The organism is Micromonospora sp. AKA38 (assembly GCF_027925725.1).
GTDB lineage: Bacteria > Actinomycetota > Actinomycetes > Mycobacteriales > Micromonosporaceae > Micromonospora.
In genome coordinates, this window is record NZ_BNEI01000005.1 from 720,000 (window position 1) to 742,411 (window position 22,412).

The following is a 22,412-nucleotide window of genomic DNA, read 5'->3' on the forward strand; positions in this document are numbered from 1 at the left end:
GGACCGAGCCGGTCACCTCAGCGGCCCGAGCCGGTCACCTCGGCGTCACCCGCGCGCGAGCGACTCGGCCGTGTGCCGGTGTCCGGCGGTCGCGGTGAACCGGATCTCCGACCCGTCCCGGGTGACGTCGACCGGGCGGCGGGTGGTGCGGTCGGTGACCTGGAACCGGCCGTCGAACAAGGTGCTGCGGACCCGAAGCGATCCGCCGCTGCCGGCGGTCAGCGTGATGCGGGTCGCGGTGCGCCCGCTCCACTCGGCGTCGACCGTGACGTCGCCGCGGGCGCGCAGGCCGCGGACCGAGCCGTCGGCCCAGTCGTCGGGGAGCGCGGGCAGCACGTCGATGACGCCGCGGTGGCTCTGCAGCAGCATTTCCGCGACCCCCGCGGTGGCGCCGAAGTTGCCGTCGATCTGGAACGGCGGGTGGTTGTCCCACAGGTTGTCGAGCGTGCTCGACCTGAGCAGCTCGGAGAGCATCCGGTGGGAGTGGTTGCCGTGCCGCAGCCGGGCCCAGAAGTTGATCTTCCAGGCCTTGCTCCAGCCGGTGCCGCCGTCACCCCGCGCGGTCAGTGAGACGTCCGCCGCCCTGGCGTACCCGGGCGTGGTCAGCGGGCAGATCTGCCGGCCGGGAAAGAGGCCGAACAGGTGCGAGACGTGCCGGTGGGTGTCGCCCTCGTCGTCCCAGTCCTCCTTCCATTCCCGCAACTGCCCCCACGCGCCGACCCGGATGCCCGGGTCGAGCTTGGCCAGCGTCTCGGCGATCCGTTCGCGGAACGCGGCGTCCGGCTCGCGCACCGTCGCGGCGGCCTCCGACACGTTGGTCAGCAGGTCCCACACGATCTGCTGGGACATCGACGCGCCGGCCGAGAAGTCGCCGTGCTCCGGGGAGAAGCTGGGGCTCACCACCAGCCTGCCGTCGCGCGGGTCGACGACCAGCTCGTCGAGCCAGAACCGGGCCAGCTCCTTCATCAGCGGGTACGCCCGCTCGCGCAGGAACGTCTCGTCCCGGGTGAACCGATAGTGCTCGTGGTAGTGCTGCGCCAGCCACGCCCCGGCCTCCGGCATCCAGAACGAGGTGGGGTGGTCGTGCACGCCGGTGAAGCCGAACGGGTTCGTCTCGTTGTGCACCACCCAGCCGCGGTTGTCGTAGATCTTCCTGGCGCTGATCCGGCCGGGCGCGACCATGGCGTCGACGTGGTCGAAGAACGGCAGGGTCGTCTCGGCGAGGTTCGTCGTCTCGGCGGGCCAGTAGTTCATCTGGAAGTTGATGTTGGTGTGGTAGTCCGCCGACCAGGGCGGGCTGGTCGAGTTGTTCCAGACGCCCTGCAGGTTCGCCGGCAGCGAGCCGGCCCGGGAGGACGCGATGAGCAGGTAGCGACCGTACTGGAAGAAGAGCACCTCCAGGGCCCTGCGGGCGGCCGGGTCCGCCCGCCCGCGCCGGTAGCTGAGCAGGAGCTGGTCGGTGGGGACGGCCGGCATCCGCTGGCCGATGTCGAGCGTGAGCCGCTGGAACAGCTTCCGGTGGTCGCGGACGTGGGCGGCCCGCAACGCCGGGTACGGCGTGGCCGCCGCCGCGTCGACCCGCGCGGTCACCGCCGCGTGCGGGTCGTCTCCCCGGTACGTCGGATGGTCGTTGGCGTAGTCGGTGCCGGCGGCCATGATCAGCGTGACGGCGTCCGCGCCCTCGACGGTGACCGTGCCGTCGCCGTTGTCGACCCGGGTGCCGCCGGCGTGGACCACCTGCACCTGCGCCTCGAAGCGCAGCCCGTTGTCGTCGAGGCGTCCGCGGAACGTGATCCGCCCGTGCGCGGCGGAGAGGCGCCGTGACCGGTTGGACGCGGTGGTGACGGACAGGGTGAACCCGATGCTGCCCGGCCGGTCGGCGGTGAGCCGGGCGACGAGGACGTTGTCGGGGGCGGAGGCGAAGTACTCGCGGGTGTGGCGGACCCCGGCGGCGGTGTACGCGACGCCGGCCGTGGCGTCGGAGATGTCGAGCTGCCGGCGGTAGTCGGTGTGGTCGGCCGGCGTGTCCGGGAAGGACAGCCGCACGTCACCGAAGGGCTGGTAGCAGCCGAACCCGCTCCTCGGCTGCCCCAGCCTGTCGGCCACCCAGGACGGGTCGACCCGCGTGTCGGCGTTGATCCGCCGCTGGACCTCGTCGATCGCGCCGGGGCGCGGCGTGGTCCAGTCACCGAAGTCGTAGCCGGGGGAGCCGGGGCCGCCGGTCCACAGCGACTTCTCGTTGAACTGGAGCCGTTCGGCCCGGACCCCGCCGAAGACCGAGGCGCCGAGGGCGCCGTTGCCGATGGGCAGTGACTGCGACTCCCAGTCGGTGGCGGGCTTGTCGTACCAGAGGGTCATGCCGCTCGGCGGCGGTCCGGCGAGCGGGCCGGGCAGCCCGGGAGCCGTGACCGCCGTGACGGCGGTCAACGCGGCGCCGCGGCGGCGTGGGTGTCGGGGCGGGTCCGAGCTTTCGTCGTCAGGAACGGCATGGCAACCCCTCGGTCGTCCACACATCGGATGTGTTGCGCGGACGCTACCGGCGGCGCTGTCCGTGAGCAAGGCGTCGCCCGGCCCATTCGCCCGATGGCGGGCCGAGGACCTGCGGCGAGTACGTCAAAGACATCGGATGTTCAGCGAGGAGGTCGGGGTGCCCGTCCGTCCCGCTGCCGGGGAAGGTCATCCGATCTCTTGCGGCGAATGGCGCGACCCCTCTTGCCGCACAATTAGTTGCCCCACTATACAAATCAGGCGACAGATCCGATGTCTGGCCGGAGGGTGTGGAGTGAAGCTGCTTCGAGTGGGGGCGGTCGGCCAGGAACGTCCGGCGGCGTTGGACGCGGACGGTCGGCTCGTGGACCTCTCCGGCGTGGCGACCGAGATCGACGGGGCGTTCCTCGCCGACGGGGGCGTCGAGGTGGCGCGAGCCGCGGTCGCGGGCGGTGAACTGCCCGTGCTCGCGGACTCCGCGCTGCGGACCGGCGCCCCGATCACCCGCCCCGGCAAGATCGTGTGCGTCGGGCTGAACTACGCCGACCACGCGGCGGAGACCGGCGTCGAGCCGCCGGCCGAGCCGGTCCTGTTCCTGAAGGCGCCGAACACCGTGGTCGGCCCGAACGACCGGGTGCTGATCCCCCGGGGCAGCGTCAAGACCGACTGGGAGGTCGAGCTGGCGGTCGTCATCGGCCGCACCGCCCGCTACCTGGACAGCGACGCCGAGGCGCTGGCCTGTGTCGCCGGCTACGCCGTCTCGAACGACCTCTCCGAACGGGAGTTCCAGCTCGAACGGGGCGGCCAGTGGGACAAGGGCAAGTCGTGCGAGACGTTCAACCCGCTCGGGCCGTGGCTGGTCACCGCCGACGAGATCCCCGACCCGCAGGATCTCGGGCTGCGCCTGAGCGTCAACGGACGCCGCCGCCAGGACGGCCACACCGCGAACATGTTCTTCCCGGTCGCCGAGATCATCCGTTACGTCAGCCGGTTCATGGTGCTCGAACCGGGCGACCTCATCAACACCGGAACCCCGGCCGGAGTGGCGCTGGGCCTGCCGGACCCCAAGCCCTATCTGCGCGCCGGCGACGTCGTCGAGGTCGAGATCGACGGCCTCGGCAACCAACGCCAGACCGTGGGGGAGGCCACGTGACCGCCGAGTTCAGCGGCCTGCGAGCCGTGGTGACCGGCGGCGGCTCCGGCATCGGCCTGGCCACCGCCCGGCTGCTCGCCGCGCGGGGAGCAGCCGTCGCCTGCCTCGACCTGGACCCCGGCGGCGTGCCCGCCCCGCTGCACGCCCTGCGCTGCGACGTCACCGACGACGCCTCGGTGATCCAGGCGGTGGCCGCCGCGACCGACCGCCTCGGCGGCATCGACATCCTGGTCAACAACGCCGGCGTCGGCGCCCGGGGCACCGTCGAGGCGAACCCGGACGACGAGTGGCACCGGGTCTTCGACGTCAACGTCGTCGGCATCGTCCGGGTCACCCGGGCGGCCCTGCCGGCACTGCGCGCCTCGACCCACGCCGCCGTGGTAAACACCTGTTCGATCGCGGCGAGCGTCGGGCTGCCCGACCGGGCGCTCTACAGCGCGACCAAGGGCGCCGTGCAGGCCCTGACCCTCGCCATGGCCGCCGACCACGTGGCCGAGGGCATCCGGGTCAACTGCGTCAACCCCGGCACCGCCGACACCCCCTGGGTCCGCAGACTGCTCGACACGACCGCCGACCCGGCCGCCGAACTCGCCGCGCTGCGCGCCCGGCAGCCCCTGGGCCGGTTGGTCTCCGCCGACGAGGTGGCCGCCGCCATCGCCTACCTGGCCGGTCCGCTGGCCGCCGCCACCACCGGAACCGTGCTCGCCGTCGACGGCGGCATGCACGGCCTGCGCCCCCGCCCGGCCGCCCCGGCCGGCGACGATCCGTCGTCGTCGCCGACCCGGGGGCACCCGGCCGGGTCGCCCGACGGCCCGGCCCAGGGCCGACGGGAGCGGTGATGAGGACCAGCCGGGTGGGCCGCTCGGCGGTCCGGGTCACCGAGATCGGGTTCGGGGCGGCCGGGATCGGCAACCTGTACCGGACCGTCGAGGACGACGACGCCCGCGGCGCCCTCGACGCCGCGTGGCAGGCCGGGATCCGCTACTTCGACACCGCCCCGCACTACGGACTCGGCCTGTCCGAGCGCCGCCTCGGCGCGGCCCTCGCCACCCGACCCCGCGACCGGTTCACCGTCTCCACCAAGGTGGGCCGCCTGCTGGTGCCGTCGCCGGGCACCGCCGACCGGCGCGACGACGCGGGCGGGTTCGACGTGCCCGCCGACCACGAGCGCCGGTGGGACTTCAGCGCCGACGGGGTACGCCGCTCGCTGGAGTCCAGCCTGGACCGCCTCGGCCTGGACCGGGTGGACGTGGTGCTGATCCACGACCCGGACGACCACTGGCGGCAGGCGGTCGACGAGGCGTACCCGGCCCTGCACGAGCTGCGCGACCAGGGCGTGGTCGGCGCGATCGGGGTCGGCATGAACCAGTGGCAGATGCTGGACCGGTTCGTCACCGACACCGACGTGGACACCGTCATGCTCGCCGGCCGCTACACCCTGCTCGACCAGTCCGCGCAGCGGATCCTGCTGCCCCGCTGCCGGGAACGCGGCGTGGGGGTGCTCGCCGCCGGCGTGTTCAACAGCGGCGTGCTCGCCACCGCCACGCCCGGCCGCACCTACGACTACCGGCCGATCCCGGACGCGTTGTACGCCAGGGCGCTGCGGATCGCCGAGGTGTGCCGCGCCCACGGCGTCACCCTGCCGCAGGCGGCGATGGCCTTCGTCGCGCGGCATCCCGCCGTCGCGACGCTGGTGCTCGGCGCGAAGACACCGGCCCAGGTGCGGCGGAACCTCACGCTCGCCGCCGCGCCGGTCCCCGACGCGCTCTGGGCCGACCTCGTCGCGGAAGGGCTCATCGAACCGTGATCGTGGACGACGCTGGGCGGCACCGCCCGACGCGGCTACGCTCGGCCGTGAACGCGCATCGGCCGGCGCCGCGGTCGCCGGCCCGCCGCCCGTCCCGGGAGAGGGGCTGACCGTGCGGATCGCCCTCTTCGTCACCTGCGTCAACGACACCATGGCCCCCGGCACCGGTCGGGCCGTGCTGCGGGTCCTCGAACGGCTCGGCCACCGGGTGACGTTCCCGATCGCCCAGACCTGCTGCGGCCAACTGCACTTCAACACCGGTTACCAGCGCGAGTGCGTGCCACTGGTCCGCAGGTTCGTGGCCGACTTCGCCGACGCCGACGTGGTGGTCTCCCCGTCCGCGTCCTGCGTGGCGATGGTGCGCGAACACCACCGTCGGGTCGCCGTGGTCGCCGGCGACCAGGGCCTCGCCGAGGCGGTCGCGGTCACCGCGCCCCGGGTGTACGAGTTCAGCGAACTGCTCGTCGACGTGCTGCGGGTGACCGACGTGGGGGCCCGCTTCCCGCACCGGGTCACCTACCACCCCACCTGCCACGGGCTGCGGATGCTCGGGCTCGGCGAACGACCGGTGACGCTGCTGCGCGCCGTACGCGGCCTCGACCTGGTCGACCTCCCCGAGGCCCGCGAGTGCTGCGGATTCGGCGGCACGTTCGCGCTGAAGAACCCGGACGTCTCGGTCGCGATGGGCCGGGACAAGGTGCGGCAGGTGCTCGCCACCGGCGCCGAGGTCCTCACCGCCGCCGACAACTCCTGTCTGCTGCACGTCGGCGGTCTGCTGTCGCGGGCCCGGTCGGGGGTGCGGGTCATGCACTACGCCGACATCCTCGCGGCGGGGGAGCGTCCGTGAGCGGAGCCACCTGGCTGGGCATGCCGGCCTTCCCAGAGGCGGCCCGCAGGGCGCTGGCCGACCAGCAGCTCCGCGCCAACCTGCGCACCGCGACCACGACCATCCGCGCCAAGCGGGAGGCCGTGGTGGCCGAGCGCGCGGACTGGGAGCACCTGCGCGAGGCCGGTGCCGCGATCAAGGACCGGACGCTCCGACACCTCGACCGCCACCTGCTGCGGTTCGAGGAGCAGGCCCGCGCGGCCGGGGCCGTCGTGCACTGGGCGCGCGACGCGGCGGAGGCCAACCGGATCGTCGTCGACCTGGTCCGTGCCGCCGACGCCGACGAGGTGATCAAGGTCAAGTCCATGGTCACCCAGGAGATCGACCTGAACGCCGCGCTCGCCGCGGCCGGGATCACCGCGTACGAGACCGACCTGGCCGAACTGATCGTGCAGCTCGGCGACGACCTGCCCTCCCACATCCTGGTCCCGGCGATCCACCGCAACCGGTCCCAGATCAGGGACATCTTCCGGCGGGAGATGCCGGACGCCCCGGACGACCTGACCGACGAGCCGGCCGTGCTCGCCGCCGCCGCCCGCCGACACCTGCGGCGCAAGTTCCTCACCGCCCGCGTCGCCGTGTCCGGCGCGAACTTCGCCGTCGCCGAGTCGGGCGCCCTGGTCGTGGTGGAGTCCGAGGGCAACGGCCGGATGTGCCTGACCCTGCCGGAGGTCCTGATCAGCGTCGTCGGCATCGAGAAGCTGGTGCCGACCTGGGCCGACCTGGAGGTGATGCTGCAACTGCTGCCGCGCTCCTCCACCGGGGAGCGGATGAATCCGTACACCTCGACGTGGCGCGGCGTGCACCCCGGCGACGGACCGCGGGAGGTCCACGTGGTGCTGCTCGACAACGGCCGCACCGACGTGCTCGCCGACGACGTCGGCCGGCAGGCGCTGCGCTGCATCCGTTGCTCCGCCTGCCTCAACGTGTGCCCGGTCTACGAACGCACCGGCGGGCACGCGTACGGATCGCCGTACCCCGGGCCGATCGGCGCGATCCTCACCCCGCAGTTGCGGGGCATGCGCGACGACCCGGTGGCGGCCAGCCTGCCGTACGCCTCCACGCTCTGCGGCGCCTGCTACGAGGCGTGCCCGGTGCGCATCGACATCCCGGCCGTCCTCGTGCACCTGCGGGCCCGGGCGGTCGACGCGACGCGCGGTCCGCTGTCGCCGGAGCGGGCGGTGATGCGCGCCGCGGCGTGGACGCTCGCCGGCCCGCGCCGGCTCGCCGCCGCACAGCGGCTCGGCGCCCTGGCCGGAGCGCTGCTCGGGCGCCGGGGACGGATCGGCCCGCTGCCCGGCCCGCTGGCCGGCTGGACCCGGGCGCGCGACCTGCCCGTACCCCCGGCGCGGTCGTTCCGCGCCTGGTGGCGACGGCACCGGCCGGGGCCGGGCCGGTGAACGCCCGGGACGAGATCCTCGCGCGGGTGCGGGCCGCGCTCGCCGGGCGGCCGGACGCCGAGGTCGAGGTGCCCCGGCGGTACGCGCGCGCGGCCGACACCGGGGACGTGGTGCGGTTGTTCGCCCAGCGGGTCGGCGACTACCGGGCCCGGGTCCGGGTCGTCGCACCGGCGATGCTTGCCGGCGCGGTGGCGGCGGAGTTGCGGAACGCGGCGGTCGGCACGCTCGCCGTGCCGCCCGACCTGCCCGGCGAATGGTGGGCCGGGGCAGCCGTCGAGCTGCGCGTCGACTCACCCGCGCTGTCCGTCGGCGAGTTGGACGGCTGCGACGGGGTGCTGACCGGCTGCGCGGTGGCGATCGCGGAGACCGGCACGATCGTTCTCGACGGCGGACCGGGCCAGGGGCGGCGTGCGCTCACGCTGGTGCCCGACGTGCACGTCTGCGTCGTGCCGGCGGCGGCGATCGTCGGCACCGTGCCCGAGGCCGTCGCCCGGCTGGACGGCGCGCGTCCGTTGACGTGGATCAGTGGCCCGTCCGCCACGAGCGACATCGAACTGAACCGGGTCGAGGGCGTGCACGGCCCCAGGAACCTCGTCGTGCTGGTCGTCGCCCCGGGCACCGGCGGCGGATGACCTACGACGCGTCGCCGCCCCGGCGGCGGGCCAGTCGCCGGCCGACGTAGGCGAGCGTGAGAACGACCGCACCGGCGACCAGGTACCACCCGAACCGGTGCAGGTCCACGAGGACGGCCCGCAGGTGGTCGCCGGTCAGGTAGCCGGCCGTCGTCCACAGCCCCACCCAGGCGGCGGCGTCGAGCGCGTTGTAGGCCACGAAGCGCCGCCACGGCATGCCGGTGGTGCCGGCGACGACCCCGTTGAGCTGCCGCAGACCGTCGACGAAGCGGGCGGCGGCGACGAGCTTCGGGCCGTGGCGGCTCACCACCGCCTCCAGCCGGGTGAACCGGTCCGGGTCCAGACGCAGGCGGCGGCCGTGGTGCAGGACGAGCCGGCGGCCGCCGTGGCGGCCGATCAGGTAGCCGATGCTGTCCCCGGCCACCGCGGCCAGGAACGCGGTGGCCGCCACGGCGACGACGCTCAGCCGGCCGTGGGACGCGTACCCGGCGGCGAGGACGATCGCGGTCTGGCCCGGCGCCGGGACGCCGAAGCCCTCCACGCCGACGAGCAGGGCGAGCCCCGGGTAGCCGTAGTGGCTCACCAGGTCGGTGAGCAGCCGGAACGGGCTCACCGGCCGGTCCCGGGAAGGCGGCCCACCACGTCGACGAGCCTAGCCGGCGCAAGCGTCGGCCGATGGTCCCGGCTGCCGGCTCACCCCGCCGGGGACGGGGGCGTGTCGCGCATCGAATTGATTCGATATAGCATCGCGGCAGGGCAGCGTCACTCCGACCGGGCGTACGACGCGGAGTGTTCGCCATCCACCGGGCGGACCGGGTAGCCGGCCGGTGGTCACCGATTCGGACGCGGCCGGGTGGACGCCACGACGGCGTCACCTGCCGCGTGCTGGTCCCGCCGCGAGCGCGGCACGCCGACCGTCGACCGGCCGGATCCCGTGCCGTGCGCGGCAACGGACCAGACCGCTCACCGAGGAGTAGGCACAGATGAACGACGTACCCGATCGACCGCGACGCCGGAGCAGGAGCGCCGCCAGGCTGCTCCTGGGCGGCGCCTGCGCCCTGGCGGTCACGGTGTCCTCGATGGCCGTGGCCACCTTCGCCCGCGCCGATCTCAGCGGACCGCCCGGAACCACCCTGAAGGCCGCGGCCGAGCGCAGCGGCCGGTACTTCGGCGCCGCGATGGGCGGTGACCGGCTCACCGACTCGGGCTTCCTGACCATCGCGAACCGTGAGTTCGACATGATGACGGCCGTCAACGAGATGAAGCCCGACGCGACCGAGCCCAACCCGGGCCAGTTCGACTTCCGGGCCGGTGACGCGATCTACAACTGGGCCACCCAGCACGGCATGCGGGTCCGCGGTCACACGTTGGCCTGGCACGCCCAGCAGCCGAGGTTCTGGGGAAGCCTCAGCGGCAGCGCCCTGCGGCAGGCGATGATCGACCACATCAACGGCGTGATGGCCCACTACCGGGGCAAGCTGGCCTACTGGGACGTGGTGAACGAGGCGTTCGCCGAGAACGGCAGCCGGCGGTCGTCGAACCTGCAGTCCACCGGCAACGACTGGATCGAGGTGGCGTTCCGGACCGCGCGCGCCGCCGACCCGGGCGTCAAGCTCTGCTACAACGACTACAACATCGAGAACTGGACGTACGCCAAGACGCAGGGCGTCTACAACATGATCAAGGACTTCAAGGCCCGGGGCGTCCCGGTCGACTGCGTCGGTCTGCAGACCCACTTCACCGGTGGCAGTTCGCTGCCGTCCACCTTCCAGACCACGCTGTCGAGCTTCGCCGCCCTCGGCGTCGACGTGGCGCTGACCGAGGCCGACGTCACCAACGCCTCGACCAGCCAGTACCAGGGCCTCACCCAGGCCTGCATGAACGTGCCCCGCTGCGTCGGCATCACGACGTGGGGCATCCGGGACAGCGACTCCTGGCGTGGCAACGAGAACCCGCTGCTGTTCGACCGCAACAGCAACCCCAAGGCGGCGTACGGCGCCGTGCGCGACGCTCTCAACGCCGCCTCCACCACGGTGCCGGGCACGACCGCGCCGCCGACCACCGCGCCGCCGACCACGACCCCGCCGACCACCGTGCCACCGACCACCACCCCGCCGACCACGCCGCCCGCCACCGGGCAGCCCGGCGCGTGCACCGCGACGTACCGCATGGTCAACAGCTGGAACGGCGGCTTCCAGGGCGAGGTGACCGTGACCAACAACGGTTCCACCACGCTCACCGGCTGGACCGTGCGGCTGACGCTGGCCGGCGGGCAGACCATCGCCAACGTCTGGAACGGCGTCAACACCGGCACCAGCGGCACGGTCGGCGTCCGCAACGCCGACTACAACGGGTCCGTCGGCGCGAACGCCTCGACCACCTTCGGATTCCTGGTCAACGGCAGCAGCAACGCTGCCCCCGGTGGCCTCTCCTGCACCAGCCCCTGACCGACGACACGTGGAGGATGATCATGCGTAGGTTCCTCGCGGTGTTCGCCGCCGCCCTGACGCTGGGCACCGTCGCCGGCAGCGGGCCGGCCGGCGCGTCGACCGCCGCCCCGCGTTCGTGTCCCCGCGGCCTGCTCTTCTGCGAGGACTTCGAGCGACTGCCACCGGGCGGGCCCAGCACGCTGAAGTGGGGCGTCGACACCCGCCACGGCACGCTCACCGTCGAGCGGGCCCGCCGGGGCAACCAGGTGCTGCACGTCCACACGGTCGACAACGGGCGTGCCTTCCTGCGCGTGGACGACGTCGCCGCGCCGGGTAACCGCCTCTACGGCCGGATGCGGCTGCGCGTCGACGCGTTCCCCACCGCCCCGGACTGGGCGCACTTCACGTTGGTGGAGGTGACCGGCGCCGGCAGCGCGGAGGTCGTCCGCCCGGTCGGCGGCCAGTACGCGCCCACGGTCCCCGGCACCTTCTGGGGGATCGGCGCGGACGGCGGCCCGACCGGCGACTGGACCAACTGGCGGGAGTCCGCCCCGGTCACCGAGGACACCTGGCAGTGCGTCGAGTGGCGGCTGGACGCGACGGACAACCGGGTCGCGGTGTGGATCGACGGCGTGGCGAACCCGGAGCTGACCGCGTCCACGACCGAACACGGCGGCAACGACGTGCCCTTCGTCCTGCCGACGGTCGACACCGTGAAGATCGGCTGGCAGCTCTACCAGGGCGGCACCACGCCGGGCGAGTTCGACCTCTGGATCGACGACGTCGCCCTGTCCAGCAAGCGGCTCGGCTGCTGACCGGACCCCGCCGGCGGAACGCCTGGCCGGTGCTCACCGGCCAGGCGTTCCGCTCACAGAGGTCGGGGACGCGGCCGGACGCCGCTCCGGCGCAGCCGCGGTAGCGCAACGCGGCGTCCGCCAGCCGCAGAGCCCTCCAGGGACCGCGGATCAGTCATGGCGGTGCCGCACGATGTAGTCGAGGTAGCGAATCGTGTCCTCGCGGTCGGCTGGGCCTATCGACTCCCACAGGTCGGCCAGCCAGTAGAGCGAGCCGGACAGCATCCAGGCCCAACCGCGTACCCAGGTTGCCTCGTCGAAGCCGAGCGCCTCCCGGTAGGCGGCCCGCGCGCGGGCGTCGAACAGGCTCCACCCCGGCCGGACCTCGACCGCCGGATCGCCGAGGCCGAGAGCACCGAAGTCGATCACCCCGGTGAGCCTGCCCCGGTCGACCAGCAGGTTGCCCGCCAGGAGGTCACCGTGCAGCCACACCGGCGGACCGGGCCACTCGTCGACCGCCATCGCCTCGTCCCAGGCCGCGGTCACCACGCGCCCGTCGATCCGATCACCCAACTCCGCGATCGATCGACGGGTGAGTTCGTCCCGTTGCGCCAACGGCACACCGCGTTGGATCCCCTCCTTGACCGGCCCGCCCATCGGGTCGATCGCGATCATCGCGCGGACGAAGCCGGCGAGGTCGACGGCGAGGTCCACGAGGTCCTGCCCGTTCTCCGGGTTGTGCCCGTCCAGCCACGGGACGACCGTCCACGGCCACGGGTAGTCCCCGGCGGGCCGGCCGACCGCGACCGGGGCGGGTACCGGCACCGGCAGCCGCGGCGCCAGCTTCGGCAACCAGGTCGTGTCGGTCGTCACCTGGTCGACCGCCCACGGTGCCCGGGGCAGCCGTGCGGTCAGGGAATCGCCGAGCCGAAACAACGCGTTGTCGGTGCCGGTCAGCGGCTGCGCGTCGATCGGCAGGCGCGACCATTCGGGGAACTGCTCGTCGACCAGGGCGCGAACCTGCTCGACAGTTACGACGATCTCTCCGGGGCGCATCGGAGCGACCGTAGGAACAACTCGGTGGGCCCGTCAATCCCATTCGATTCGGCACGCCTTTGCTCCGCCGCCGCGGGATCCGCAGCGTGTGACATGCGGTATCGGGCGACCACGCCGGACCCGGCCCGAGCGTCGCCACCCGGCAGAGTCCGGTGGACGACCGCCGACCATGGCTATTCGACGGCTGAATCGCAGTGCGTGGGCCGGTTCGTCGCAGCGGCGACGTCACTGCGACGCTGCTGGGCCTAGGGTAGGGGCGCGGCACCATTCCTGAAAGGTCGACACGCTCCAATGTGATGGCTCGCGTCCCGGGGGTGATCGGTCAACCGGTTCCTGACCGCTCGTGAAGCGCGACATCGCGTTCTCGAAGCCCGCTCGAAGGATTCGGGTGTGTCCGCCGTCGGCACCAGCAGGCTCGAAGGCCGGTACGACTCGTGGCTGGCCAGGTTCGAGCCGCTGACGCCGCCGCGATGACCAGCGTCGACGACGTCGCCCTGTCCAGCAAGCGGCTCGGCTGCTGACCGGAGGCCGCTCAGGCGCAGCCGCGGTACTGCAACGCGCCGTCCTTCATGTACGCCCACAGCGCCAGGCCGTTCCAGTAGTCGTAGGTGAGCGTCCAGCCGTTGGCGGTGTTGCCGGTCGGGCCGGTGACGACCTGCCCGTAGCGGCGGGTGCCGTACAACGTGGACTCGTTCGGCTCGGTGTACATGCCCGCGTAGTCCCAGACGACGGTGAAGCTGCTCGTCGTGCACGCCGCCTGCGCCGTCCCGGCCGGCGCCAGGGCCGTCAGCGTCGTCGCCGCGAAGCAGGCCGCCATCGTGCGCGACAGCAGTCGTCGAACGGTCATCAGTTCCTCCACTCGATCGTGGTGCACGGATGTGCCCCGCGGGCACCCATCCGTCGGATTGTATTGGTCGGCGCCGATCCCCGCGATCGCCGTGCCGTCGACCACGTCGATCTCGTGGGGCCGCAGGCTTCGTTTCTTCGGCCTGGTCGGTCCGAACGGCGCCGGCAACACGACATCGTCGACAACCGAGCCGGCCGGGCCGGCGGTCCTTCGCCGACCGGTGATCGCGAGCTGGAATCGGCCTGCCGGCGAATTCGGTTGTGGCGGTCGCCTCGGGCTTGCGAACCTGGCCATGCTCCCCGCCGCACCCGGCGGGCACCGGCCACCACGACGACGAGGAGTGACGATGCGAGCGGATTCCACGCCCCGGACCCTGGACCGTCCCACCGTGGAGTTCTGCCTTGGCCCTGTTGAACCTCGGAATCGTCGCCCACGTTGACGCCGGAAAGACCAGCCTGACCGAACGCCTGCTCTACGAGGCCGGCGCGGTCTCCCACCCCGGCAGTGTCGACGCCGGCACGACGCGGACCGACTCGATGGAGTTGGAGCGTCGACGCGGCATCACCATCCGGGCGGCGGTCACCTCGATCGCGCTCGGTGACCTGAGCGTCAACCTGGTGGACACCCCCGGTCACCCCGACTTCATCGCGGAGGTCGAGCGTTCGCTCGCCGTGTTGGACGCCGCCGTGCTCGTGGTGTCGAGCGTGGAGGGTGTCCAGCCGCAGACGGTCGCCATCTGGCGGGCGCTGCGCCGCATCGGCGTGCCGACGGTGTTCTTCCTCAACAAGGTGGACCGTCGCGGCGCCGACGTCGACCGGGTGGCGGCCCAGGTGCGCCGGCGACTCGGCGCGTGCCCGGTCGTGCTCACCGCGGTCGCCGGCCAGGGCACGCGCGACGCCCGGGTACGGGCCGTGGGCCTCGACGCCGAATCGGTGGTGGAGGCCGTGGCGGAGGTCGACGACGCGGTGGCGGCCCGCTGGCTGACGGACGAGCCGGTACGCGTCCGCGACGTCCGGCGCGCGATCCGGTACGCGGTGCGGCGCGGCGACCTCAGCCCGGTGGCGTGCGGCTCGGCGATCACCGGCGCCGGGGTACGGCAGTTGTGCCGCCTCGTGGCCGACCTGCTGCCGTGCGACGAGCAGCGGGACGGGCCGACGGCGGGCACGGTCTTCGCCGTCGACCGGGACGGCCAGGGCCGGCGGGCCTGGCTGCGGTTGTGGTCCGGGCAGCTCCGGGTGCGTGACCGGGTGCGGCTCGAAGGGGCGCGCCCCCAGACGGTGACCCAGATCGCCGTCACCGAGCCCGCCGGCGTCCTGGTGCGCCCCTCGGTGTCCGCCGGGCAGATCGCCGCGGTGCGCGGCGTGTCGGCCCGGATCGGTCAGCACCTCGGGGACCCGCCGCGGCGGCACGCCTACCGGTTCCCGCCACCGACCCGGCAGGCGGTCGTCGAGCCGGTCGACCCGGACCAGCGCCTGGCGATGTTCGCCGGCCTGGCCGAGCTGGCCGACGAGGATCCGCTGGTGGACCTGCGGCTCGACGAGCGGCAGGCGGAGGCGGTGATCCGCCTGCACGGCGAGGTCCAGAAGGAGGTGCTGGCCGCGCTCATGGCGGACCGGTACGGCGTCCGGGTGCGGTTCTCCGGCACGCTGACGGCCTGCATCGAACGGGTCGTCGGCACCGGCGCCGCCGAGGAGCGGGTGCAGGAGCGGGGCAACCCGTACCTGGCCGGGCTGGGGTTGCGCGTCGACGCCGCGCCGGTGGGGCACGGCGTCGAGTTCCGCCCGGGGGTCGAGCCCGGCCGGCTTCCGCCGGCGTTCGTCGCCGCCACGGAGGAGGGCGTGCGGGCCGGGCTGCGGCAGGGCCGGCACGGCTGGCCGGTCACCGACTGCACGGTCACCATGACGGCGTCCCGGTACTGGCCGCGGCAGAGCCGGCCGCACCAGAAGTTCGACAAGTCCATCTCGACGGTGGCGGCGGACTTCCGCAACCTCGCCCCGGTGGTGGTCGCCGCGGCGCTGCGCCGGGCCGGCACCCGGGTGTGCCAGCCGATCGAGCGCTTCGACGTCAACCTTCCGCAGCAGGCGGTGGAGACGGTGCTGGCGCTGCTCGGTCGGGTCGGCGCGATCGTCCACGACACCGTCGTCGCCGGCGGGTACCTCGAGGTGAGCGGCACCCTGCCGACGGCGCGGGTGCCGCAGGTCGTGGTGGCCCTTCCCGACCTCACCGGTGGTGAGGCGGTGCTGACCACCACCTTCGACCACTATGCGCCGGTCACCGGTGCGGAGCCGCCGACGTTGCCCAGGCGTGGACCCGACCCGGCCGTCCGGGACGAGTGGTTCCGGGCCGTGCCCCGGTAGCTCCGACCGGGCGACGTGCCGCCCTCCCCTCGGGTCCGACGCGCTCGGGTCGGGCCCTGAATGGTGATTCGAGCGGCTGCGTGCTGTGCGAATAATATTTATCTCGATATATTGTCGGGGGTTGCCGGAGGGGCGTAGCAGAAAGGCGGAAAGCGGTTCTCTGATCGCTCCGATGTCGCCGGCACTGCCCCTCACCAGCGCCGATGCGACGACGGGAGGAGGACGAGCCGCATGGGACCATGAATCGTCGACCCGGGTGGATAGCCCGCCCGGCCCCGCCCGACGGAGGCGAGGAAATCTCCTTTCCGGCGCGCTGTCGCGCCACCTCCGGCGTATTCATCATTGGCGCAATGTTGTTCCTCCGGGGGCGGTCGAATGGCGGTCCGTGCCCGCCGGTGACACCGTTTCCGCCGCCCTGCGTCCCGGGGACCACCAGTTGTCCGTCCACTCTCTCCGGATGTGAACGATGTCGTCTCCGACCCTGTCCTGGCGCACCGTGGGCGCCGACCTGTCCGCCTCCGTCGTCGTCTTCCTCGTCGCGCTCCCGCTCTGCGTGGGCATCGCCGTCGCCTCCGGCGTACCGGCCGAACTGGGCCTGGTCACCGGCATCGTCGGCGGTCTCGTCGTCGGCTGCCTGCCCGGCAGCAGCATGCAGGTCAGCGGCCCCGCCGCCGGCCTGACCGTGCTGGTCGCCGACGCGGTGAGCCGGCACGGCCTCGGTGGCCTCGGCACGGTCGTCCTGGTCGCCGGCCTGATCCAGGTGATCCTGGGTTTCCTCCGACTCGGCCGCTGGTTCCGGGCCATCTCCGTGGCCGTGGTGCAGGGCATGCTCGCCGGCATCGGCCTGCTGCTCGTCGTCGGCCAGCTCTACGTGCTGTCCGGGCGGGAGGCGCCCCGGTCCGGGGTCGGGAAGTTCACCGGCCTGCCCGCGCTGTGGAGCGACATCCTCGGCTCCACCACGGTGCGGACGTCACTGGCCGTCGGCGTGGTCACGCTCCTGGTCATGCTCTCGTGGGACCGGCTGCCGGACCGACTGCGGAGGGTGCCCGGAGCGCTGGTCGCGGTCATGGTCGCCGCCGCGACGGCCGGCGTCCTGCGTCTGCCGGTGGCGACGATCACGGTGGAGGGGTTGCTCCCGGCCGTGCAGCCGTCGCTCGGACACTGGACCATGCTGACGGAGCTGAGCGTGCTGGCCAGCGTCGCCACGTTCACCCTGATCGCGTCGGCGGAGAGCCTGTTCAGCGCCGCGGCGGTGGACCGGCTCCACCACGGACCGCGTACCGACTTCGACAAGGAGCTGATGGCGCAGGGCGCCGGCAACGCGGTCTGCGGAATGCTCGGCGCGCTGCCGATGACCGCGGTCATCGTGCGCAGCTCCGCCAACGTGCGGGCCGGCGCGCGAACCAAGGCCTCCCGTGTCCTGCACGGGGCGTGGCTGCTGCTGTTCGCCGCCGCCGCACCCGGCCTGATCGAGCTGATCCCGTTGCCCGCCCTGGCCGCCGTGCTCATCCACGCCGGGACGAAGCTGCTGCCGTTGCGGTCGATGCCGGAGCTGTGGCGGGGGCACCGGGGGGAGGCGCTGGTGCTGCTCGTGACCGCGCTCGTCATCCTCCTTACCGACCTGTTCGTCGGGGTGCTCGTCGGCCTCGGCCTGGCCATCGTCAAGACCGCCTGGGAGACCTCCCACGTACGGGTGGCGGTGGCCGACGGGGGGACCGGCCCGATCGACGTCACGCTCACCGGCAACGCCACCTTCCTGCGACTGCCCACGATCCTCACCGCGCTCAACGCCCTGCCGACCAGCCGGCCCGTACACCTCGACCTGGGCGGTCTGCGGCACGTCGACCTCGCCTGCCGGGCGGCGCTGACCACGTGGATCGAGACGCACAACCGCAGCGCGGGCGTCCTGGTGCGGGTCGCCGCCGCGGACGGGACCCCGGACGGCCCGCCCGACGGCCGGGACTGACCGGCACCGGCCCCGTCGAAGCGCTGGTCAGGGCGCGCGGAGCGGAAACCGGGCCGTGACATGATGACGCCCATGGGCGAGCAGCGGGACGTAGGCGGACACCACGGCGTGAGCGACGCGACCGGGGCGGGTGTCGATGCGCGGCTCGCCCTCGCGCAGTACCCCGCCACCTCCCAGATGACCCTCATCGACCTGGCGTCCGACCCGTCCGCCGCGGTCCGCAAGGCGGTCGCGACCCGCCCCGACGCGCCGGCACAGGCCCTGCGACCGCTGGCCCGCGACCATGACCGGCACGTCCGGGAGGCGGTGGCGCGGAACCCCTCGACCTCGGTGGGCAACCTCCTGCGACTCGTGAAGGACGCCGACCGCTGGGTCCGCTGGGCGGTCGCCGGCAACCCGGCCTGCGACGAGTCGGTCCGCCGGGCGATGGCGGACGCCCCCGACAAGGAGCTGCGCGGTCTCCTCGCGGAGCGCCGCGAGCTGGAGCCCGAGCTGGCCGCGCGGCTGGTCGACGACGTCTCGCCCGAGGTACGGGAACGACTCGCCACCCACACCCACGACCCCGACACGATCACGGCCCTGATGGCCGACCGCACCGCACGCGTGCGCAAGGGGCTGGCCCGAAACCCGCGGACCACCGCGACCCAGCGCCGCGCGCTCGCGCAGGACCCGGTGGCGGACGTCCGCGCCGCGCTGGTGCTCGCCGTCGAACTGGACGAGGCGGACCTGCGACTCCTGCTCGACGATCGCGCGGTGCAGGTGCGGATGGCGATGGCGAGGTCGGAGCTGATCCCGGCGGACATCCGTCGGGCGCTCGGTCGCGATCCCGACGAGATGGTGGCCGGCGTCGCGCGGGACTTCCGCCCCGGGGCGGGCGCGGCCCCGGTGGTGCGCGCCGCGGGCGGCGGTCGCCGGTCCTCCGCGGCCAGCCGGAGCCGACCCGGTGGCGCCCGGCGCTGAGGCCGGCGACCGGGACGGCCGGCCCGGACACGTCATTCGCGGTGACCGATGGCCTAGACCGGCGGAGGCGCGTCGCGAACCGGGTCGCCGCCGTGACGCCCGATGACGACCGGGGCCGGCTCGGTCACTCCTCGGCCGTGCCCGTCCCGGCGACGTCGACGATCGTGACGGGCGTGCCGAGCTGGACGGTGCGGGAGACGGTGCAGAGCCGGTCGTGCGACTGACGCAGTGACCGGGGCAGCGCCTCGCGCGCCCGGTCGCCGTCCGGTCCCTCCGGGAAGGTCACGGTGAACTCCACCCGGAGGTCGCGCATCCGGTTGCCGCCGGCCTCGTCGCGGATCTTCTCGCCGGTGACCTCGACGGTGAATCGGTCCGGCTCGGCGCGGCGGCTGGTGATGTGGTCGACGTCGACGGCGGTGCACCCGCCGATGGCGGCCAGCAGCAGTTCCACCGGCGTGAACGTGTCGTTCTGGCCGGAGCCGATGGAGATCGACCCACCACGGGGATTCCGCACGGTGTAGGTGCCGAGGGCGGTGCGCTCGATCTCCACCGAGCGGAAGGTGTCGTCACTCATGCCCGCGAACCTACCCGGCGGCCGGCGCCGTCAGCGGACGAACGTGACGTCCGGGAAGCCGGCGGAGGGCCGGGACAAGGAGGTTGGCACCCGATGTCGCACCGGGGGTTGGCCCCCACCCCCCGGCGCGACATGGCGGTGGTGGTCGATGTCTACCCTGGCCGCGTGACCTTCCTGACGGTCGTCGTCGCGATCCTGGGATTCGTCGGATACGCCATGTTGGTGCTGGCGCCGGTGCTGCTGGCCCTGGCCGTGTCGGAGGGCCGCCAGCACCGGTGGGTCCGCCGGCACCCGGTCTCCCCGTGTGCCGCGCTGCGCCCGGACGCCCGACTGCCCCGGCGGTTCGCCGTGTACGGCGAGACCGCGCCGGGGCCCGCCGGGCTGGTGGTCGCGCCGCTGTCCGGCGTCGAGGCGGTCTGGTTCCGCACCACCGTCTACACGGTCGACAGCGCCGGCGACCCGCCGCTCACCAGTACGAATGTGTTGTGGGAGCAGTCCGCGGGGGACCTGTTCGGGGTGGCCGACGGCACCGGCACCGCCGTGGTGTCGGCGCGGCTCCTCCAGGCGGCCGTCGACGATCCGCGGCTGTCCGTGTGGGCGCAGACGCGGCTGCCGGTGGCGCACGACGGTCCCACGCCGGTGCGGACCGTCGTCGGTGAGAAGACCACCAGTCCTCGCCGCCACGGCCGGTGGCTCCAGGACCTCATCGACCGCGGGCTGGTCCCGGCGGACGCGGCGCGGCGCGTGGACCGCGTGTGGGTGGTCGAGCAGGTCGTGCCCCCGGGCCTTCCGCTGCACGTCATCGGCAGGCCGGCGATCCTCGACGGCGGCGTCGCCGCGCTCACGCTGCCGAGAACCGGTCGCTACCTCGCCGTGAGCCGGGAGCCCACGGAGACCGAACGGAAACTCGTCGGCGACCGCGCGTACGGGATGGGGTGTGCGCTGTGGGCCGCGGTGGTCGGGGTGGCCTCCCTCGCCGTCGTCTGGGCCGTCAGCTTCGCGATGAGTCGGTAGGCGGCGCGGGCGCGTCAGGTGGTGGCGGCGTCGTGGACGGCCATGGTCTCCTGCCGGTCGGGTTCCTCGCGCAGGACGGCGCAGTGCAGCCAGGCGTCCGGGATGGCGAAGCCGTCCACGAGCGTCCGCAGGTGCGGGCGCAACTCCTTCAGCAGACCGTTCACCACCGCGGTGATCGCCTTGGCGCGGGCCGGGGTGAGCCGGCCGTGCTCCAGCAGCCAGCCCTTGTCGGCCTCGACGACGCTGAGCGCGTAGAGGTCGCAGACCCGGGAGAGCAGCGCCCGCACGGCCGGGTCCGTGGCGGCGTCGATGGCGGCGACGAACGCCTCGAGCGTCACCCGGTCGATGTGGGCGGCGGCCACCGCGAGGAGGTGGTCCTGCACGTCGTTGAAGATGTCGAAGGGGCGGTCCTTCTTCGTGGCGGTGCCCTTGCGCAGCCGGCGGACCGCGCCGTCGAGGCGGTGCCGCTCGCGGTCCTCGAAGACGGTGAGCTGCCAGCCGCGGTCGGTGACGGCGACCTCGTCGTCGCGGCCGGGCACGGCGCTGGTCAGCCGCTCGATGAGCGCACGCGCGGCGGTGCGTTCGAGCACCATGTCGCGGATCTGGTCGGCGACGAAGGAGGCGCGTCCCCAGCCGTCCAACGAGCCGAACTCGTCGCGGTGGCCGGTGAGCAGTCCCTTGGCCACCAACTGCAACAGCACCGTGTTGTCGCCCTCGAACGTGGTGAAGACGTCGGTGTCGGCCTTGAGGCCGGGCAGCCGGTTCTCGGCCAGGTAGCCGGCGCCGCCGCACGCCTCCCGGCACATCTGGATGGTGCGGGTCGCGTGCCAGGTCTGCGCGGCCTTGAGACCGGCGGCCCGGGACTCCAGCTCCCGTTGCCGGTGCTCGTCGACCGGCCCGTCGCCGCCCTGCACCTCGCTGAGCGCGGTCACCAGCTCGGTCTGGGCGAAGGTCAGCGCATACGTGGTGGCCAGCGCGGGCAGCAGCTTGCGCTGGTGGGCCAGGTAGTCGTTGAGCAGCACCTCCCGGTCGGCGTCGGGGGTGCCGAACTGGCGGCGGATGTCGCCGTAGCGCACCGCGATGGTCAGCGCCGCCTTGGTGGCCGCCGAGGCGGCGCCGCCGACGCTCACCCGGCCGCGGACCAGGGTGCCGAGCATGGTGAAGAAGCGCCGGGAGTCGTTCTCGATCGGGCTGGAGTAGGTGCCGTCCGCCGCGACCTGGGCGTAGCGGTCCAGCAGCATGTCGCGCGGCACGCTCACGTGGTCGAAGCTGAGGCGCCCGTTGTCCACGCCGAGCAGGCCGGCCTTCGGCCCGGCGTCGCCGATGGTCACCCCGGGCAGCGGGTTGCCGTGCGCGTCGCGGATCGGGACCAGCCAGGCGTGCACGCCGTGTCGCCGCCCCTCGATGACCAGCTGGGCGAAGACCACCGCCATCCGGCCGTCGCGGGCCGCGTTGCCGATGTAGTCCTTGCGCGCCGCCTCGTGCGGGGTGTGCAGGTCGAACGTCTGCGTCCGCGGTTCGTACACGCAGGTGGTGCGCAGTTGCTGGACGTCCGAGCCGTGGCCGGTCTCCGTCATCGCGAAACAGCCGAAGACCTCGCCGGCGATGATGTCGCGCAGGTAGGCGTCGTGGTGGCGCCGGGTGCCGAGGGCCGCGACCGCGCCGCCGAACAGGCCCCACTGCACGCCCGCCTTCACCATCAGCGACAGGTCGACCTGGGCCAGCATCTCGATGGCGACGATCGAGGCGCCGACGTCGGAGTCGCCGCCGTACTCGGTGGGGAAGCCCCCGCCGATCCCCAGCTCGACCGGGAGTTCGCGGAGCAGCCGGCTGATCCGCTCGCGCGCCTGGTCGCCGGTCTCGCCGTACACCGGTAGGAAACGCCCGTCGAGGTGCTCGCGGTGCGCGTCGCGGACCCGGGCCCACGGGCCGTCGAGCACGGCCCGCAGGCGGGCCGGGTCGACCGGGCCGGTCTCGTTGCTCATGGCTACCTCGGATGCCGACGTCATACCCACCTCTCCTACCCGGAGAACGCCGCTGATCAGCCGCG

18 protein-coding genes are annotated in these 22,412 nt (G+C 73.4%); 12 read left to right on the forward strand and 6 right to left on the reverse strand.

Going from position 1 to position 22,412, the window contains the following annotated elements; translation table 11 throughout:
- Nucleotides 1-45: 45 nt before the first annotated feature.
- The gene (locus TPA0908_RS20625; RefSeq protein WP_281940321.1) at nt 46-2,427 is read right to left on the reverse strand and encodes a glycoside hydrolase family 95 protein; all 2,382 of its coding nucleotides are present in this window, start codon (nt 2,425-2,427) and stop codon (nt 46-48) included.
- A 355-nt stretch (nt 2,428-2,782) separates the two neighbouring features.
- On the opposite strand from TPA0908_RS20625, the gene TPA0908_RS20630 reads away from it, so the two are divergent.
- From TPA0908_RS20630 to TPA0908_RS20655, 6 genes are all read left to right on the forward strand, one after another.
- The gene (locus tag TPA0908_RS20630; protein WP_281940323.1) at nt 2,783-3,640 is read left to right on the forward strand and encodes a fumarylacetoacetate hydrolase family protein; all 858 of its coding nucleotides are present in this window, start codon (nt 2,783-2,785) and stop codon (nt 3,638-3,640) included.
- Nucleotides 3,637-4,479 (forward strand): SDR family NAD(P)-dependent oxidoreductase, encoded by an 843-nt coding sequence (locus TPA0908_RS20635; RefSeq protein WP_281940324.1) that lies wholly within the window; start codon nt 3,637-3,639, stop codon nt 4,477-4,479. Before TPA0908_RS20630 ends, TPA0908_RS20635 begins: the two co-directional genes overlap by 4 nt.
- The gene (locus tag TPA0908_RS20640) at nt 4,479-5,447 is read left to right on the forward strand and encodes an aldo/keto reductase (RefSeq protein ID WP_281940325.1); all 969 of its coding nucleotides are present in this window, start codon (nt 4,479-4,481) and stop codon (nt 5,445-5,447) included. Before TPA0908_RS20635 ends, TPA0908_RS20640 begins: the two co-directional genes overlap by 1 nt.
- Before the next feature lie 112 nt (nt 5,448-5,559).
- On the forward strand, nt 5,560-6,294 hold the full coding sequence (locus TPA0908_RS20645) for a (Fe-S)-binding protein (RefSeq protein ID WP_281940326.1): 735 nt from the start codon (nt 5,560-5,562) through the stop codon (nt 6,292-6,294).
- 20 nt (nt 6,295-6,314) lie between these two features.
- Complete coding sequence (locus tag TPA0908_RS20650) at nt 6,315-7,733, forward strand: lactate utilization protein B (protein ID WP_281942625.1); 1,419 nt, start codon at nt 6,315-6,317, stop codon at nt 7,731-7,733.
- Nucleotides 7,700-8,365, forward strand: coding sequence for a LutC/YkgG family protein (locus tag TPA0908_RS20655; RefSeq protein ID WP_308447839.1), 666 nt, complete (start codon nt 7,700-7,702; stop codon nt 8,363-8,365). Before TPA0908_RS20650 ends, TPA0908_RS20655 begins: the two co-directional genes overlap by 34 nt.
- 1 nt (nt 8,366) lies before the next feature.
- Here the strand turns inward: TPA0908_RS20655 and TPA0908_RS20660 are convergent, their stop codons facing one another.
- Nucleotides 8,367-8,978 (reverse strand): DedA family protein, encoded by a 612-nt coding sequence (locus TPA0908_RS20660; protein ID WP_281940328.1) that lies wholly within the window; start codon nt 8,976-8,978, stop codon nt 8,367-8,369.
- A gap of 370 nt (nt 8,979-9,348) precedes the next feature.
- Here TPA0908_RS20660 and TPA0908_RS20665 point away from each other — a divergent pair, with 370 nt between their 5' ends.
- Nucleotides 9,349-10,812 (forward strand): endo-1,4-beta-xylanase, encoded by a 1,464-nt coding sequence (locus tag TPA0908_RS20665; protein WP_281940330.1) that lies wholly within the window; start codon nt 9,349-9,351, stop codon nt 10,810-10,812.
- A 23-nt stretch (nt 10,813-10,835) separates the two neighbouring features.
- Nucleotides 10,836-11,609, forward strand: a complete 774-nt coding sequence (locus TPA0908_RS20670) for a hypothetical protein (RefSeq protein WP_281940332.1) — start codon at nt 10,836-10,838, stop codon at nt 11,607-11,609.
- A 150-nt stretch (nt 11,610-11,759) separates the two neighbouring features.
- Here the strand turns inward: TPA0908_RS20670 and TPA0908_RS20675 are convergent, their stop codons facing one another.
- Both TPA0908_RS20675 and TPA0908_RS20680 read right to left on the reverse strand, forming a co-directional pair.
- Nucleotides 11,760-12,644 (reverse strand): aminoglycoside phosphotransferase family protein, encoded by an 885-nt coding sequence (locus tag TPA0908_RS20675; protein ID WP_281940334.1) that lies wholly within the window; start codon nt 12,642-12,644, stop codon nt 11,760-11,762.
- A 532-nt stretch (nt 12,645-13,176) separates the two neighbouring features.
- Nucleotides 13,177-13,491: a hypothetical protein gene (locus TPA0908_RS20680; protein ID WP_281940336.1), complete on the reverse strand. Its 315-nt coding sequence runs from the start codon at nt 13,489-13,491 to the stop codon at nt 13,177-13,179.
- Nucleotides 13,492-13,892: 401 nt separating this feature from the next.
- Here TPA0908_RS20680 and TPA0908_RS20685 point away from each other — a divergent pair, with 401 nt between their 5' ends.
- The 3 genes from TPA0908_RS20685 to TPA0908_RS20695 all read left to right on the forward strand — a co-directional run bounded on the left by TPA0908_RS20685 (nt 13,893) and on the right by TPA0908_RS20695 (nt 18,774).
- Nucleotides 13,893-15,848, forward strand: coding sequence for an elongation factor G (locus tag TPA0908_RS20685; RefSeq protein WP_281940338.1), 1,956 nt, complete (start codon nt 13,893-13,895; stop codon nt 15,846-15,848).
- 466 nt (nt 15,849-16,314) lie between these two features.
- Nucleotides 16,315-17,814, forward strand: coding sequence for a SulP family inorganic anion transporter (locus TPA0908_RS20690; protein WP_281940340.1), 1,500 nt, complete (start codon nt 16,315-16,317; stop codon nt 17,812-17,814).
- Between the two features lie 72 nt (nt 17,815-17,886).
- Complete coding sequence (locus TPA0908_RS20695; protein WP_281940342.1) at nt 17,887-18,774, forward strand: hypothetical protein; 888 nt, start codon at nt 17,887-17,889, stop codon at nt 18,772-18,774.
- Between the two features lie 124 nt (nt 18,775-18,898).
- Here the strand turns inward: TPA0908_RS20695 and TPA0908_RS20700 are convergent, their stop codons facing one another.
- The gene (locus TPA0908_RS20700) at nt 18,899-19,348 is read right to left on the reverse strand and encodes an OsmC family protein (protein ID WP_281940344.1); all 450 of its coding nucleotides are present in this window, start codon (nt 19,346-19,348) and stop codon (nt 18,899-18,901) included.
- 165 nt (nt 19,349-19,513) lie between these two features.
- Between TPA0908_RS20700 and TPA0908_RS20705 the strand changes: the two genes are divergently transcribed.
- The gene (locus TPA0908_RS20705; RefSeq protein WP_281940345.1) at nt 19,514-20,362 is read left to right on the forward strand and encodes a hypothetical protein; all 849 of its coding nucleotides are present in this window, start codon (nt 19,514-19,516) and stop codon (nt 20,360-20,362) included.
- Nucleotides 20,363-20,376: 14 nt separating this feature from the next.
- Here the strand turns inward: TPA0908_RS20705 and TPA0908_RS20710 are convergent, their stop codons facing one another.
- Nucleotides 20,377-22,371, reverse strand: coding sequence for an acyl-CoA dehydrogenase family protein (locus TPA0908_RS20710; protein WP_374709235.1), 1,995 nt, complete (start codon nt 22,369-22,371; stop codon nt 20,377-20,379).
- Nucleotides 22,372-22,412 lie beyond the last annotated feature (41 nt).